The sequence below is a fragment of the Bacillus sp. FSL K6-2839 genome (assembly GCF_038003365.1).
Taxonomy (GTDB): Bacteria; Bacillota; Bacilli; order Bacillales; family Bacillaceae; genus Bacillus.
On sequence record NZ_JBBOOZ010000001.1, the window covers coordinates 1,488,631 to 1,503,759 of the forward strand.

At 41.7% G+C, this 15,129-nt stretch carries 17 protein-coding genes; 4 read left to right on the plus strand and 13 right to left on the minus strand.

What is annotated here, in order from left to right:
• Window positions 1–372: 372 nt before the first annotated feature.
• Window positions 373–705: a chaperone CsaA gene (gene csaA / locus MHH26_RS07175; protein ID WP_060596531.1), complete on the minus strand. Its 333-nt coding sequence runs from the start codon at window positions 703–705 to the stop codon at window positions 373–375.
• 230 nt (window positions 706–935) lie between these two features.
• Here csaA and MHH26_RS07180 point away from each other — a divergent pair, with 230 nt between their 5' ends.
• Window positions 936–1,415, plus strand: coding sequence for a site-2 protease family protein (locus MHH26_RS07180; protein ID WP_034660901.1), 480 nt, complete (start codon window positions 936–938; stop codon window positions 1,413–1,415).
• On the opposite strand, the gene MHH26_RS07185 is transcribed toward MHH26_RS07180, so the two are convergent.
• The 7 genes from MHH26_RS07185 to MHH26_RS07215 form a co-directional block, all read right to left on the minus strand.
• Entirely contained in the window at window positions 1,405–3,036 is a 1,632-nt protein-coding gene (locus tag MHH26_RS07185; RefSeq protein ID WP_340972863.1) for a YndJ family protein, read from the minus strand. The genes MHH26_RS07180 and MHH26_RS07185 overlap by 11 nt on opposite strands.
• The gene (locus MHH26_RS07190) at window positions 3,029–3,634 is read right to left on the minus strand and encodes a DUF4166 domain-containing protein (RefSeq protein WP_334749387.1); all 606 of its coding nucleotides are present in this window, start codon (window positions 3,632–3,634) and stop codon (window positions 3,029–3,031) included. Before MHH26_RS07190 ends, MHH26_RS07185 begins: the two co-directional genes overlap by 8 nt.
• Window positions 3,597–4,478, minus strand: coding sequence for a hypothetical protein (locus MHH26_RS07195; RefSeq protein WP_340972864.1), 882 nt, complete (start codon window positions 4,476–4,478; stop codon window positions 3,597–3,599). The genes MHH26_RS07190 and MHH26_RS07195 overlap by 38 nt, the downstream gene beginning before the upstream one ends.
• Window positions 4,479–4,626: 148 nt before the next feature.
• Window positions 4,627–5,199, minus strand: a complete 573-nt coding sequence (locus MHH26_RS07200; protein ID WP_340972865.1) for a TetR/AcrR family transcriptional regulator — start codon at window positions 5,197–5,199, stop codon at window positions 4,627–4,629.
• Between the two features lie 3 nt (window positions 5,200–5,202).
• Window positions 5,203–5,922, minus strand: coding sequence for an MBL fold metallo-hydrolase (locus MHH26_RS07205; protein WP_340972866.1), 720 nt, complete (start codon window positions 5,920–5,922; stop codon window positions 5,203–5,205).
• 37 nt (window positions 5,923–5,959) lie between these two features.
• Entirely contained in the window at window positions 5,960–6,433 is a 474-nt protein-coding gene (locus MHH26_RS07210; RefSeq protein ID WP_034660907.1) for a GyrI-like domain-containing protein, read from the minus strand.
• Between the two features lie 54 nt (window positions 6,434–6,487).
• A complete protein-coding gene (locus MHH26_RS07215; RefSeq protein ID WP_340972867.1) occupies window positions 6,488–7,420 on the minus strand; it encodes a helix-turn-helix transcriptional regulator in 933 nt (310 codons plus the stop codon).
• Between the two features lie 118 nt (window positions 7,421–7,538).
• Here MHH26_RS07215 and MHH26_RS07220 point away from each other — a divergent pair, with 118 nt between their 5' ends.
• Window positions 7,539–8,063 carry a mother cell-specific membrane sporulation protein gene (locus MHH26_RS07220; protein ID WP_340972868.1) on the plus strand — a complete coding sequence of 175 codons (525 nt, stop codon included), beginning with the start codon at window positions 7,539–7,541 and terminating at the stop codon, window positions 8,061–8,063.
• Window positions 8,064–8,095: 32 nt separating this feature from the next.
• Here MHH26_RS07220 and czrA read toward each other — a convergent pair whose 3' ends face one another.
• The gene (gene czrA / locus MHH26_RS07225) at window positions 8,096–8,425 is read right to left on the minus strand and encodes a Zn(II)-responsive metalloregulatory transcriptional repressor CzrA (protein WP_007500691.1); all 330 of its coding nucleotides are present in this window, start codon (window positions 8,423–8,425) and stop codon (window positions 8,096–8,098) included.
• 186 nt (window positions 8,426–8,611) lie between these two features.
• On the opposite strand from czrA, the gene MHH26_RS07230 reads away from it, so the two are divergent.
• Together MHH26_RS07230 and MHH26_RS07235 are read left to right on the plus strand one after the other, a co-directional pair.
• Window positions 8,612–9,937: an APC family permease gene (locus MHH26_RS07230; protein WP_340972870.1), complete on the plus strand. Its 1,326-nt coding sequence runs from the start codon at window positions 8,612–8,614 to the stop codon at window positions 9,935–9,937.
• A gap of 97 nt (window positions 9,938–10,034) precedes the next feature.
• A complete protein-coding gene (locus tag MHH26_RS07235; protein WP_034660911.1) occupies window positions 10,035–10,697 on the plus strand; it encodes a lysozyme family protein in 663 nt (220 codons plus the stop codon).
• A gap of 34 nt (window positions 10,698–10,731) precedes the next feature.
• Here MHH26_RS07235 and prpB read toward each other — a convergent pair whose 3' ends face one another.
• The 4 genes from prpB to MHH26_RS07255 form a co-directional block, all read right to left on the minus strand.
• A complete protein-coding gene (gene prpB, locus MHH26_RS07240; protein ID WP_334749410.1) occupies window positions 10,732–11,649 on the minus strand; it encodes a methylisocitrate lyase in 918 nt (305 codons plus the stop codon).
• 12 nt (window positions 11,650–11,661) lie between these two features.
• A complete protein-coding gene (locus MHH26_RS07245) occupies window positions 11,662–13,098 on the minus strand; it encodes a bifunctional 2-methylcitrate dehydratase/aconitate hydratase (RefSeq protein ID WP_340972872.1) in 1,437 nt (478 codons plus the stop codon).
• Window positions 13,099–13,100: 2 nt separating this feature from the next.
• Window positions 13,101–14,243: a citrate synthase gene (mmgD, locus tag MHH26_RS07250; RefSeq protein ID WP_307499767.1), complete on the minus strand. Its 1,143-nt coding sequence runs from the start codon at window positions 14,241–14,243 to the stop codon at window positions 13,101–13,103.
• 168 nt (window positions 14,244–14,411) lie between these two features.
• Entirely contained in the window at window positions 14,412–14,951 is a 540-nt protein-coding gene (locus MHH26_RS07255; protein WP_003215636.1) for a DUF420 domain-containing protein, read from the minus strand.
• Between the last annotated feature and the right edge of the window lie 178 nt (window positions 14,952–15,129).

Here is a 15,129-nt window from a genome sequence, read left to right on the forward strand (position 1 = left end):
AAGCAGCAAATCAGTTGAATGACGGAATCATCTCCTTCAATGTAGGAATCAATGCTTGAAATCCATCTTAGTTTATTGACCAAACAAACTAAGATGAATTCATTTTATAAAATCTGATCTGACTTTTCAATATTTTTTGAAAAAATAATCCAAATAATCGATTTCTTGTCATTCATCTTGTAAAATGACATGAAAATCTGAAAGAATTCATTTAATGGTTGCATTCAAGCTCATCCCATGCTATATTAATCAAGCGATGAGCTGAATTGTGTAAGTCGGGTAACATGTCTCTTTGAGACACACACGAATGTGGCGTGTGGTTATTCCGCCTCAATACGCAAAAGACATCTTCTGAGGAAGATGTCTTTTTTCTTACCCTATTTTTGTTCCATTCTCAACCGGTTCATCTGTGGCTAGCAAAACCACGTCTTCTTTTGATGGCATGCCTCCTAAGACAAGCACTTCTGATTTGAACCCTGCAATTCTTCTTGGCGGGAAATTAACGACTGCTACAATTTGTTTGCCGGTAAGATTCTCCGCTGTATAACGCTTGGTCAGCTGAGCACTAGATTGCTTTACACCAATTTCTTCACCAAAATCAATCTTGAGTTTCAACGCTGGCACTCTTGCCTCTGCAAATAATTCTGCTTCTATGATCGTCCCAACACGAATATCTAACGCCAAGAACTGTTCAATATCTGCCATATGACTCTCTCCCCTTCACGAAAGGTAACGTAACCTATTGATTATCCATTGTAGCACATTCATTTCGTCAAAAAGGAGGTTCAAAAAGCCTATTCAGCGCTAAATCACCCTTTTAGTTTACATAATAAATTTATAGTCGTGTATTAAATGTTTGCATCCTGAAAATGAATTCAGTAAAATGGCAAATAATCCTACTGCTTCCTCCCGAATATATTGGGGAGGGTTAACACTTGTTTACATTATCGGATATGTGGACGTTTTGCTGGTCGTTTTTCGTCATTCTTCCTATCGTTGCCATCCTTCATCAGCTTGGCCATATTGTGGTCGCGTGGATGTTTGGGGCAAAGGTTTCCTTTGCTCTTGGCAGAGGCAAAAAAGTGTTGAAAGTAGGCGTCGTTGAAATTAGACGAATCTATTTTCTAGATGCATTTTGCCACTATGAAGAAATGAGGAAAAATAACCGATTTTCGCACATTCTTGTCTACTTAGGCGGTTCATTATGCAACCTGCTCAGTGTTCTCATACTGAATACAATGATCGCCAATGATTTCCTGCCAGAGCACCAATTTTTCTATCAATTTGCTTACTTCTCAGTCTACTATGTATTTTTTGCACTGCTGCCAGTCCAGTATGCAGATCATCATCCGAGTGATGGGCAAGCGATTGTGAACATCATTCGGCACGGTGAACCATGTGACATCATTGACTAACATGATGACTTTCGCTGTCAATATGATAATGAATCGTTAAAAAAGGAATACCGAACAGCTTCATTTGGTGTAACGCTGTGAGACTTTGATCTGTCTCCGGCTTCATATGAAAGCTTTCTTCCATTGGCAGTTTCATGGTGATAAAAGGCGTATGTAAATACAATCCTTCGTCACCGGTACTGCCTTTTGGACATGTGCTTTTTAATAGAAAGTCTTCTTTCTCATTAAAAGGCTTTAAAATGGCGGTCAGCTGAGAATACGGAAGCGGCAGCGCAATATTCATATAACCCGCAGCTGCATCGTGATGAAGAGCATAAAGTGCAAAAAAGACTTGCTCCCCTTTCTCGTTGTGACGAATCCACGCACGCACATTCTCTCTTTCTTCCTTAGGGTGTTGAAATCTACAAAGACTTCCCGGCATTTCATAAGGAATACGAGATGACCCCAAATAAAGCTGACCTATTTTCTTAAACACTGGCTGAAGTAAAAAAACAAAAGGCCTCACCCACCAATGAAAGCTGACGGCTGCTTTTAACGTAAAAGCCATAGGGTTCTCATAAAATCTGCGAATCACAGGTGAAACCCGATCAGCTGAAAATGTCGTTCCATTTAATTCATCAAGTGAATCGACTAAACCGAGCTTCTCTCGATCGTGCACTCTTTCCTCTTGAAAAGAGATCAAATGAAAGCGACCATGCACTTTCGAAATCGGAAAATCCTTCTGCTTCAATTGATCCTTCGGTCCTTCGATCACCCAGCCAATTAAACCTGGCAAAATCACAAAAAAAGCATTGATACTGCCATGAAACCAAATCATCTGATCAATGCTGATGTAGGTCACGCGCATAAGCATACCCGCTGAATAAAGAAGAGATAACACGATCGTCCCCATTAAAACAAAGCTAGAAAACACAACAAGACCTTTTGCGAAAGTTGACCGAAATGTTGTTTTCACACAAAGGATTCCATATATGTAGAGGGCAACCACATAAAGAATGACGCTAAACGTATCAAATAGACGGGAGAAGCTAATCCCAACAGCAATCATCACAGGCGACAGCAAAATCACCCAGCCCGCCGCTTTGTATAAAGCTGTCTCCTTTGTTCGCTGTCTCCCTAATAATCCATAAAAAAGCGGGATAAAAAAAGCCGAGTAATGAAAATGAATAGCGGTCAAAAGAACAATGATCGGCGAAAATGTCATCACCTGTATATCTGTTGTGTACAGCCAAAACCAAAGCCCGCCTAAAGCGATATACATCCATGCGCCGTCGATCATCAGCTCATGAAGCGGAAAGATTCCTCTTTTCAGCAAACGAGAAAAGCCAAATAACGCCAATAAGATTGTATATAAAAGCCATCCCGATGCAAACCAGGTGGAATGATAGATAAAAGCAGCGGTTGCACAAAGAGCGGCTAGTGGAAAGGCTTTCATTAAAAAGCCGATCAGCATCCCTGGCTTTTGTTTCTTCCCTTCTTTATCAAAAAAGTGTAAGGCAGCGGGAAGAAAAAATAGAATCGCCATGAGAACAAAAAATTCTGCTATCGGACCTGTCATCAAATGGGTGGCGATAAAAAAAGACATAAAGATCAGACTGGATGTCAAATGCCACTTATTCATTATGAGACACCCTTTCTGTAAAACGGCCTTTATATGTAAAAAGAGTACCAAACAGGCGATTTTTCACGTGGACATCAATGGTATATTCACCTGCATGCTCATCGTATCCTTCCGTTACATCTGACACACCATAAAGCCATGAAGGCAGAGGCCTTTCCCTGCCGAACATCAAAAACTTCTGCCGGCCGGATTGAATACGCAAGAAACCATGCTTTGTTACTGTAAAATGAAGCTCTGACACAAGAAGTCTAGGCTTTCCAAAGTAGTCTAGGACTGTATGACTCTTCTGATCAATGATCATATCTGCATCAAAGTGCCGCTCCTTCTTTGGGAAATAAAACGTTCGATACCAGTGCATCCCTTCCTCCCCCTTATTTGTCACAAAGGGCTCATTGACAATTAGGAAAGGAATATCTTTTCCTCTCTCAGGGAAAAAACAACGAAACAATGGACCAATTCTGAAGATCAATCGAATGAGTCTTGACCCGCCGCCTATTTCCTCCATGGTGCCTTCAGCAGAAAACCCGCGGTTGTATCTCTCTTTTAGTTTTGGATGCAGTTTATCGTAATCCTTTACTTGATGACGATGAACGACCATGTCTACCTCCCCTTTTTCGTTTGATGGAAAATACATCTACACAATCTTTTAAATTTATCATACCTGCAATCGACAAGATGAAAAATGCACTCATCACAAGCGGCTCATGAAGGGTCGTTTGCGGGGATAGGACCCCTATACAAAGCATGATCAGCAGAAAAATGCTTTGTAGAATGAAGAGATATTTCTTTGACAGCTTAGGAATCAGCCATGATACGCCTAAAAGCGCATAAAACAATCGAAATCCCATGCTATGATCAAAAGCAGAATGTGAAAAAGGGATGACCGCTTGGCATAGCCAGACGATGGCAAACAGCAAACAAATCCCGTAATGAGCAAGTGTTCTCTCTAGTAATAACCGAGGATGCGTACCCTTTTCAAGCCACGTCTTTAATGCGCCAAAACTAAAGGCCGTCATAACCCCTATCATCGGGCGAAAAAGAATCCGGTCTGCCCATGTCCACCCTTTTCCTTCTTTCGTTTCGTAATCAAATTGAGTTTGAAACACAATGTGATCGCTTGTTTTCATATACTTCCAGTAGCCGCTGCCTTCTTTGATAAAAGACAATGGGTGCGACGATTTAAATTTGAGCGAAGATGCCCGCTCATTCTGTTCATCCATTATTCTTGTTCGATACGCTCCTGCCCCTGTGACACTTAAACCAAACCCAAGATGCTTTTCATACAAAAAGGATTGGGGCTGTTCATTTTGGGATTCATTTAATGAAATGGTTGAAAAACGCAAATCCCACTGTTCATGAAGCTTTGGATTTTGCGTATATTCCCATACTTTCTCTATAGGTGCATGAATGGTTGTTTCCACATAAACAGGCTTTCTTTTCATCTGCCTCTACTCCTCTATGTGAATTATTTCACATAACAAGCATACCATGTTTCACAAAACTGTCAAATCTTTATTCGTTTTCTGTCAAAAAAATGGTTCAAGACGGACGCCTCTTTAAGATATCTATTCACTGCAAAAAAAAGACCTGTCAATGAGACAGATCTTCTTTTTGCAACACACCTGAGATATAAAGCCTGACCGCATAGCTCATACTGTCTTCAAGCTGTTCTTTTCGTTGAAATCCCTTTTTATTTGAAATATCACCGAAGCCGTGCAATAAGCTTCTTAGTCCTCTTACCACATGTGTCATCTCTTCTTCTTTTACACCAAAGCGGGACATGATGGATTGGACAAATTCAGCAAGGCGCTCTGCCTCGCTTCTTACTTTTTTCTCATCCATATGTAAAAAGGCAGCTTCATAGAGACCTGGATGTTCCCGGACAAATTCAACATACTGCCTGGCGAAGGCTAAAACAGCTTCTTCTTTATCCAACCCCTCTGTTACGTGTATGCCTTCTTCACAAAGCATGGACAGCCCTTTTACTGCGAGTGCCGCCTGAATCTCATGAAGACCGGATACGTGATTATAAAGGGAAGGCGGTCTGATGTTCAGCCTTTTAGACAATGTAGCAATGGTCAATGCAGAAAACCCCTCTTCATCAACAAATGCAGCTGCTGTATCCATAATTTTTTCTTGCGTGATACCCATTCTTGGAGACACGATTTACTGCTCCCCTTTCTTCAGCTGTTGCTGCCTTTTACGAACGGCAGCTTGCAGCTTTTCATGAGGTTTTATGATGAGATCGCCATGTCCTGTAGCAAGACAGGATAAGCGAAGTGCCAGTAATTTTTCGGCGCTATTGAGTGCGGTTTCTGCATCCCATGTAGCAAAGGCCGGGAACGGGAAGGTCCAGCGAAATTCACCCGTTACTGATAAGCCGCCTTTTGTTACAAGGGCATCCCCCGCAATCACAACTCCTGACCTTCCATCGTATAAGGAAATGCTGCCAGGTGTGTGCCCTGGTGTCGCAATGACTTTCAGCGGCCCAATCTCATCTCCTTCTTCGACAAGCACATCCGGTTTTGTGTGAATATTTCTCGAAAAACTGCCTTTGATTTTTTGCTGGGGTTCGCCAGGAAGCAAGGATAAGTCACCCTCAAATAGGCGGGCATCGCGTTTTGATAAATAGACGACTGCCTCTGGAAAAACTTTTTTCACTTCATCTAATGCGCCTATATGATCCATATGACTATGGGTGAGAATAATTTTGTGTATGGGTTTGTTCTTTTGACGGGCAAATTCGATGATCGGCTTTGATGCCATTTTTAAAGCAGCATCAATTAAGATGAGCCCATTCTCTTCCTCAAATACATAACAATTTACCGGAAATAATCGCGGCATCAATGTGAGCTGGTGCAGACGGTCAAAAGTTGTCAATCTCATCAAGTGTCCCCCTAAAACTAATGTTGTTAGTTTTATATTAACTAATACTATTAGTTTTAGCAACTATTTTTTCATCGACCGCAATATAAATATCGATTTGCGCTTCTTTTGGATCAATAGACCTTTCATCGTACCATTCAAAATCCCCTGTATATGTGCGAAAATAACGCTGATCCCAATTCCAAATCTGCTGCCATGTTTCAAGCACAACTTCTTCAATCGGCCCCTTTCTCGTTCGAAATCTTGCGTACGTGGACGAGGGAATCTCTTTTACATGTTCTAAGTGCTGATCCACAAAGTGTCCCGCTGTGAATAAATAAGAGCCATGCTCATCTTTTTCATAATCTGAATACAGCCCTATGACGGGCGCTTGTCCCCCGTGCAGCTGCTGCGCAAAAAATTGCTGCCAAAGAGGTGCAATCTTCCGCTCTTTTGTCAGCTCCATTTCGTTTGTTGTTCGAACAGACAACCCTTTCATCCATTGTTTCTCTAATGTCACGATATCGTACATACATTCTCATCTCCTTTTTTTCTATCATATAAAAAGAAACCTGACAACATTGTGTCAAGTTTCCATTCGTTTGAGAAATTGTTTCAACTGGAGATCAAACGCTTCTTTGACATGCTTCGGGGAAAGAATGTCGACATCTGGACCTAAATGGAATAGGAAACTATTTAACCAATCATCTTGAGGTACAGTGATGGTGGCAAGATAGCTTCCGTCTAAACATACGTTCAATTCGTTCTCATCCACCCATTCCTTCACTTTGCCCACTGATGCTTCCGTTAACCTGAGCGTGACAGAGCTGACCGATGGTTGTTCTTGCCAAGAGTCATTCCAAGGCTTCTCTTCGTTTTTGATTCTTTTCGGTTGGAAATATCCTGAAATGGTGACAAGACCCGTCATTCTGGTCAGCTTGAACAGACGAAAAGCTTTTTTCACACAACAAAACGCATACAAATACCAATGCCTTCCTTTTAAAACAAGCGTATAAGGCTCCACTTTGCGTGGAAGTGTTTCGCCTTTCGCATTGCGATAGGTGAACTGAATATATTGGTGCGCTGAGGCAGCTGTATGGATGAGCTGGAGCTTCTGCTCAGCCTGGCTGTCTTTTCCCCAGGAGCTTAAATCAATGAAGACATGATGCTGTTTTTCACTTTCACCCGTATGCGTGGGAATGAGCGATTTGATTTTTTTCAGTACATGCTCACTTTCTTTAAAGGAGTACGCACTCGTCATGCTTTCGAGGGCTGTTAAAATGACCTCGATGTCATCATCAGTAAATAATTTTTTCTCTAAACGATAGTCCTCAACAAGTGAAATGCCTCCACCTGCTCCTTGGGTTGTCACAATAGGGATTCCCGCTTGGTTGATGGTATCAATATCACGATAAATGGTCCTCACGCTCACTTCGTGGAGTTCAGCAAGATCTTTCGCCTGTACCTGCTTCTTGCTAATGAGCAGCATCACAATAGATAAAATGCGGTCGATTTTCATGACTTTTCCTCTTTTTCATAAATGTAGGTTTTGTTTTGATAAAAAAAGAAAGAATGGTAAAGATAAGTAACAGCCAGCATTCGTTTACATCCCTGCACGTGCAGGAGGAGGTTGCATCATGACACATAACGTGTGGCAGTTGTTCATGATTGGGAGCATTATGTTGATCTGCATCATGATTCGAATGAATCGAATGAGACGCTATCAGCTTGTACGCCCCATCAGTCTTTTGATGAGAATGTATATCTTTGGTCTCTCTGCCCTTATTCTCCTATCAGAAGGATGGCAAAATCACAGTATCTTCATCTATGCCGCTATTGGCATGCTTTTTGGAAGCAGCCTGGCTATTCATGCCTATCAGACGATTCGAATGAAAGAAGAAAATGGCCGGCTGTATATGAAAACGAGTAAATGGATTGAAAGCTTCATTTTATGTTTGTTTTTATCCAGGCTTAGTTTTAAGCTGGTTGAGCTGACAAACCATTCGATGACCAAGATCAGTGTCGTTGAACTATATCAGCATATCGTGAGCGATGATGCGATGACCATGCTCAGCTTTTTTCTTTTAGCTGCTTACTATGTTGTTTTTTCTTATCACATGATGAAAGCAAGTAAACGATCGACACATATGCATCATGCATAAAAACCTTCCTATAGGCGTAGGAAGGTTTTTTATCAATCGTGCTGTGCATGGTGAATCATCTGTTCAAGCACTTCCATCACATGCTGATCTTCAGGGCTGTAAAAAATCGAGGTCCCTGCTCGTCTAGATTTCACGAGACGAAGGTTTTTTAAAAAGCGCAGCTGATGAGAAACGGTTGATTGCATGAGATTCAGTGTTTCTGCTATATCATTTACCGAGTGTTCACCTTGAGACAGCAGGTGCAGAATTCGAATACGAGTCGGATCAGATAAAGCTTTAAAGGTTTGGGAGACAAGAAATAGACTTTCTTCATCCAGCTCCATCCGTTCCTGTTCTTGATTTGTATTCAGTTCTTCCTTCATTTTGCTTCACCTTTCTTGTCCGTCAAATCACGACTTATTCTCTGTATCATCATATACCAAAACGTCCGGCATGCAAAGCGGGCACACTTTAGAAAAAAGATTTACTCAAATAGCATTGACACTTGGTAGCATTCTTTTTAAAATGAGCATTATTTATTCATTTTTTTAGAGGAGCTGATAGGCAAATTGACTGAAGAGCCAAGACTAAAACGCAGCCTGACTGTCTTTCCACTTGTTGTGATCGGGCTTGCTTATATGGATCCACTTGTCGTATTTGATTCATACGGCATTGTTGCTCAGCTGACGAAAGGACACGTCGCTGCAGCTTATATATTTACGTTACTTGCATTACTATTGACAGCGCTTAGCTATGGGAATATGGTGAAGGCTTTTCCAAAAGCAGGATCTGCTTATACATATGCGCAAAAAAGTATTCATCCTCATGTCGGCTTCCTTGTGGGCTGGACACTTTTACTGGATTATTTATTTTTGCCTATGGTGAATTTTGCGATCGGAAGTGCTTATTTAACCGCAGCCTTTCCTGATGTACCTCATTACATTTGGATCATCATACTTGCTATCGCCATAACGACTGTCAATGTAATCGGTATTCGGCTTACAGCCAACATCACGGCACTATTTGTGACCTTCCAGGTCATTGTCGCCGTCACTTTTGTTGGGTTTGTTATTTATGGGCTCACACAAAACGCTGGAAGTGGAGAATTATTGTCCGCCCGGCCTTTTTATTCAGCGAGCTTAGAACCAGCGCTTATTTTTTCAGGAGCGACCATTTTATGTTTTTCGTTTCTAGGATTTGATGCAATTTCGACCATGTCTGAGGAAACCATTAAGCCAAAAAAGATGATCCCACTTGCCATCTTCTTAACCGTCGCCATTGGAGGCGTACTGTTTACCTTGACGTCTTATTTTTTGCAGCAGGTATTTCCAAATTTTCAACAGTTCAAGCATCCCGATGCTGCCTCACTTGAAATTGCGGAATTTGTGGGGGGCGCATTTCTCCACTCGTTCTTTTTAGCTGGCACAATGGTCGCTGTCATCTCTTCTTCCTTATCGTCACATGCAAGTGCAGCAAGGCTGTTATATGCAATGGGTAGAGATGAGTCGTTACCGAAGCGTTTCTTCGGATATATTCATCCGAGATTAAAAACTCCTGTTTTTAATATTTTATTAATTGGTGCTTTCTCCTTAACCGCAGTCGTTGGCGAACTTGAAGTCATTTATTCCTTTATCAGCTTCGGCGCGTTGATTGGATTCACTTTTGTGAACTTGTCTGTTTTTGCGTACTATTTCGTCAGACAAAAACAAAGAGGTGTACTCAATACATTGAGATACGCATTGATCCCTCTGTGCGGGACGGCCTTTTGTATTTGGCTGTTAACGAGCATCAGTACAAATGCATTAATCATTGGTATGCTTTGGCTGATTATCGGTTTTGTTTATTTCTGCTACAGACTGAAAACAAGACCCGAATTTACATTTGGGTATGATTGATTATAAGGTTTTCACTTGGTATCCTGTGCAGGATATGGCATAATAAAAAGGCTGTACTTCCCTTTTAAAAGCGGGGCAAAACAGGGGTGAACTGACCTTGAAAAAGAAAAAAACAGGATGTTTTGCCATTTCAGGCTGCTTCACGATTTTTCTGTTTGTTTTCGTATTAGCAGCCATTGTCATGTCCTTTAATCAAAAGGAATTAAAAAAGCTGCCGATTGATACGGAATCAATTGTTTTGTCGAGATTGGATGATTACAAGCCGCTTGTAGAAACAGAGCTAAGAGATCAAGATTTAGATCAATATACCGCGTTAATCCTCGGTATGATGTATCAAGAATCAAAAGGTAGAGGCGGAGATCCAATGCAGTCCTCTGAATCTCTTGGTTTGAAACGAAATGAAATCAATGACCCTCAGAAAAGCATTAGACAAGGAGTCCATCATTTTTCTACTATGTACAAGCATGGGAAGAAAAAAGGCGTTGATTTGGAAACCATTATTCAAAGCTATAATATGGGAATCGGCTATATTGATTTTGTTGCAAAAAACGGGGGAAAACATTCCGAGAAATTGGCAAAGCAATACTCCAAAAAGCAAGTGAAACAAAACCCCGAAGTCTATACGTGCGGAGGCAACAAAGATAACTTCCGCTATCCGTATTGCTACGGTGATTTCACTTATGCTGAAAAAGTAAAAGAAAAAACGAAAACAGTTGAAGAAAAGATGAAATTGGCTTCATCATCCACACCATCATCGTAAAAAAAGCACTTCCGTTTAGGAAGTGCTTTTCATTTTATGGCTGTTCTTTCCCGATTTCCGGCAGGATCGTTTTCGCTAAATGCTGATCCATTTCCTCATATTCATCATATTGAATCGTTTCATACAGCTCTTTTCTCGTTTGCATGTCCTTCAGCATTCCTTGCTGCGTCCCCTTCTCCATGATTTCTGTAAATAAACGCTCATACGCTTTTGCAGCGACTCTAAGTGATGACACAGGGTATATGACCATCTGAAATCCAAACATCGAAAATTCGTCTGCATGATAATAAGGTGTCTTACCAAACTCCGTCATATTTGCAAGAAGAGGTCCTTTTATGCTGCTTGACGCATGCGTGAAGTCTTCAGCTGTAATGAGCGCCTCAGGAAAAATAGCATCAGCTCCTGCTTCGAGATAAAGATTGCCTCTGCGGATGACATCCTCCATCCCGTTTACAGACTTTGCATCGGTTCTTGCAATCACCAAAAGCGTTGGTGCCGCTTGTTTGATGGCTTTGATTTTCGCGATCATCTCTTCTACTGGAACGAGCGACTTTCCGTTTAAATGTCCGCATTTTTTTGGCATTTGCTGATCTTCAATTTGAACAGCTGCCACCTTGCTCTCTACCATTTCTTTGGCCGCCCTTGCAGCATTCAATACGCCGCCATAGCCAGTATCCATATCTACCAAAAGCGGCAGCTGAGAAGCTCGAGTGATTTCCTTCGCTTTTTCAGCCATTTCCGTTGAATGGATCATGCCGAGATCAGGCAGTCCTTTGCTGGCACAAAAAGCGGCGCCAGATAAATAGAGCCCTTGGAAGCCCATTTTTTTTGCATAAAGCGCAGACATTCCATCGTGAACGCCTGGGATTTGAAATAAAGATGATTTGTGCATTTGTTCTTTAAAGGCTGCGGCTAAATCTGCTTGACTTGATTCATCATTCACGATCCACACACTAGTTCCCCCTTATATGACGAATAGGTCCATAAATGATGGTACGGTTGTTGTTTTTAATTGATTTGGATTTTGACAGAGTGACACAATTTGATCCACTTGTTTTTGTGGAAATCTCGTCTTCAAATGATAGAGCCATTTCTTTTCAAGCAGCGGAATGCCTTCCTGCCTTCTTCTGCGATGACCAAGTGGATATTCAATTTCGATTCGGTCTGTCATCGTCCCGTCTTTAAAGAAGATCTGCACACAGTTTGCTATTGATCTCTTTTTCGGATTTAAATAATCTGCTGTATAACGTTTATCTTCTTTGACAACCATTTGATCCCGGAGACGATCAATGGCCGGATTTCGCGCCGTTTCTTCTTCATAATGGTCAGCTGTCAGCTCACCATAGATCAATCCAATCGCGGTAATATACTGCAAGCAATGATCGCGGTCTGCTGGGTTATACAGTGGCCCCTTCTTATCAATAATCCGAATCGCTGATTCATGTGTTGTAATCTCTACCCGGTCTATTTCATCTAATCGATCTTTTACAGCGTCATGCAGCATCATAGCGGCCTCTGCAGCCGTCTGGGCATGAAATTCAGCAGGATAAGCAATTTTGAAAAGCACATTTTCTATGACGTATGATCCTAGCGGCTGAGCGAGTGTGAGAGATTTTCCTTGCATAAGAACATCTTCAAAGCCCCACTTCTCAGCACTGAGCGGCGTTTGATAGCCCATTTCCCCTTTTAGTGTCATCATTGCCAGTCTTACCCCGCGGCTTGTTGCATCACCCGCTGCCCACGATTTCCTTGATCCTGTGTTTGGGGCGTGGCGATACGTCCTAAGCGGAGAATTATCAACAAACGCTTGCGATAAAACATCCTGCACGTCTTCCTTTGTTCCGCCAAGCAATGCACACACAACAGCACTTGTTGCCACTTTGACAAATAACACATGATCCAAGCCATTTCGGTTCAGACAATTTTCTAAAGCGAGCACACCTTGAATTTCATGTGCCTTGACGATCGCATGCAGTACGTCATTCATCGAAAGCGGCTCTTCACCGTTTGCAAGCCGCGTTCTGCTGATATAATCACTTACAGCTAATATTCCGCCTAAGTTATCTGACGGATGTCCCCACTCCTCTGCAAGCCACGTGTCATTATAATCTAACCAGCGAATCATACAGCCTATATCAAAAGCCGCTTGAACAGGATCTAGCACAAACGAAGTGCCTGGAACTCTTGCTCCGTTAGGCACAACGGTACCAGGTACGATGGGGCCAAGATGCTTCGTACATTCCGGAAAATTGAGCGCCAGCATTCCGCAGCCGAGTGTGTCTATCAGTACATACCGCGCTGTTTCAATGGCTTCTTTGCTCGTAATTTCCCCGTCTACTGCATAGGCTGCGATTTCTTCTAATAGCTGATCCGTTTGATTGGCGACTGCTGTTTTATTCATGTTCATTCCCCCGTTTTTCTATCATCATCTGAGACTTTTAATCCTCTTGGTCCTAAATACCGGACTCTCGGTCTAAAAATGCGATTATGCAAATGCTGTTCAATAACATGGGCTGCTAATCCACTGGCTCTAGCAGCAAAGAAAATCGGTGTATAAAGTGAAATTGGAATCCCGAGCACGTAATAAATAGGTGCGGCGTAATAATCAAGATTCGGATAGAGGTTTTTCTTCTCTTTCATGTATGCCTCGCCTGCTGCACACATGTCATAAAGCGTTGTATCTCCCTTTGATTCCGTAAGCGTTTTCAATGATCGTTTTAAAAGAGCGGCTCTTGGGTCCATTTTTCTCATGTATACCCTATGGCCAAAGCCCATCATTTTTTCTTTTGCGGCTAATTTTCGTTCAATCAGCGCAAGGAATCCTTCCGTTGTTTTTCCTTCGAGAAGCATGTGCATGACAGCTTCATTCGCTCCCCCGTGCAAGTCACCTTTTAATGAAGAAATCGCTCCAGTAAAAGCACCATACATGTCAGAATGTGTGGATGCGATGACTCTAGCGGCAAACGTTGAATTAGGCAGTTCATGTTCACTATATAATGTGAGTGTTTGGTCAAAAGCGGTGATTTCGTCTTGTGTTGGAGTACGTCCTGTGAGCATGGCTAAAAAGGTTTCAGTGTAGGATTTGGTCTGATCTGGAGAAATAGCGGCGTCTTTTGTGAGAATATGATAGCTTCCAGCAACAATGGCCGGCAGCTGGCCGAGTAATCGAACAGCACGCCTTTGCTGGCACGCTTCTGATCGATCATGTAATGCATCATCGTACCCACTAAGAGCAGATATGCACGTTCTCATGGCATCCATAGGATGAGTGGTTTTTGGCAGCTTTGTTAAAATGGTTTGAATGGTTGGATGTAAGTTGGTTTGTGAGGAAATGTCTTGCTGAAATTGGTGATATTCCATGGTATCTGGTAATCTTCCATAAATAAGCAGATAGGCTGTTTCTAAATAGGTCTTTTTTTGTGCCAACTCGATGAGGTCATACCCGCGAATTACAATTTCTTCTTGCTGCACATCTAAGTATGAGATAGACGTTTCGCTTGCCACAATGTCTTCAAGCCCCGGTTTATACTGCAGTTGTTCAGTCATCATATAACCCCCGTTTCGTTCAATTGTTGTTCTCCAAACGAGCAAACGGCCAGAAATGATGTGAGTCTATAGATGGGAAGATACCGTGCAAGTCGGATACCCAATTCCCATTTTATCCAAAGCACTGCCTCTTGTAAATAAAAGAACGTATGTCCAGTTGGGCATACGTTAGCTGTAGTATGGAGAAATCATCATATACACAATGACGCCAGTGAGACTGACATAAAGCCATAGCGGCATTGTCCAGCGGGCAATTTTACGGTGACGCTCGACTTGCATCTGTGCGCCTCTAAAAAGAGTAATTAGGGCAAGCGGTACAATTACAGCTGATAAGACGATATGTGTGATTAAAATAAAGAAGTAAATTGGACGGATGATCCCTTCTCCTCCGAAATGGGTATCAGCTGCCATTGAATGATATGTCACATACGAAATTAAAAAGACAAGTGTCGTTGAAAATGCAGCAAAGATAAATCGTCTATGCGCTTTAATGTTCTTTTGTTTAATCATGATGAGTGCTGAAAGTAAAAAGATAAACGTAAAGCTGTTCATCACGGCATTAAGTAACGGCAAAAATGTAATATCCAGATGACTAAATTTATCTGATTTTGGCATTAAAAATAATAAAGCGATTAATCCGTTTATGGCAATTGTTAAAATGATCACAATACCAGTGAAATTTTTCGGTTTTTGATTCTGTTCGTTCATGTTTGAAAACCTCTCTTTATTAGTTCCGACTAAGAGTATGTTATTTAACTTTCTCTATAAAGTCAATGAATTCGCTGTCTTCGTCGAATTTTAGACAAACTTAAGGGTTGCAGGCGTTCTAACGGCTTGAAAGATCCATCCACTTCCTTTAGAATTGGAATTTATGTGATTTTTATCA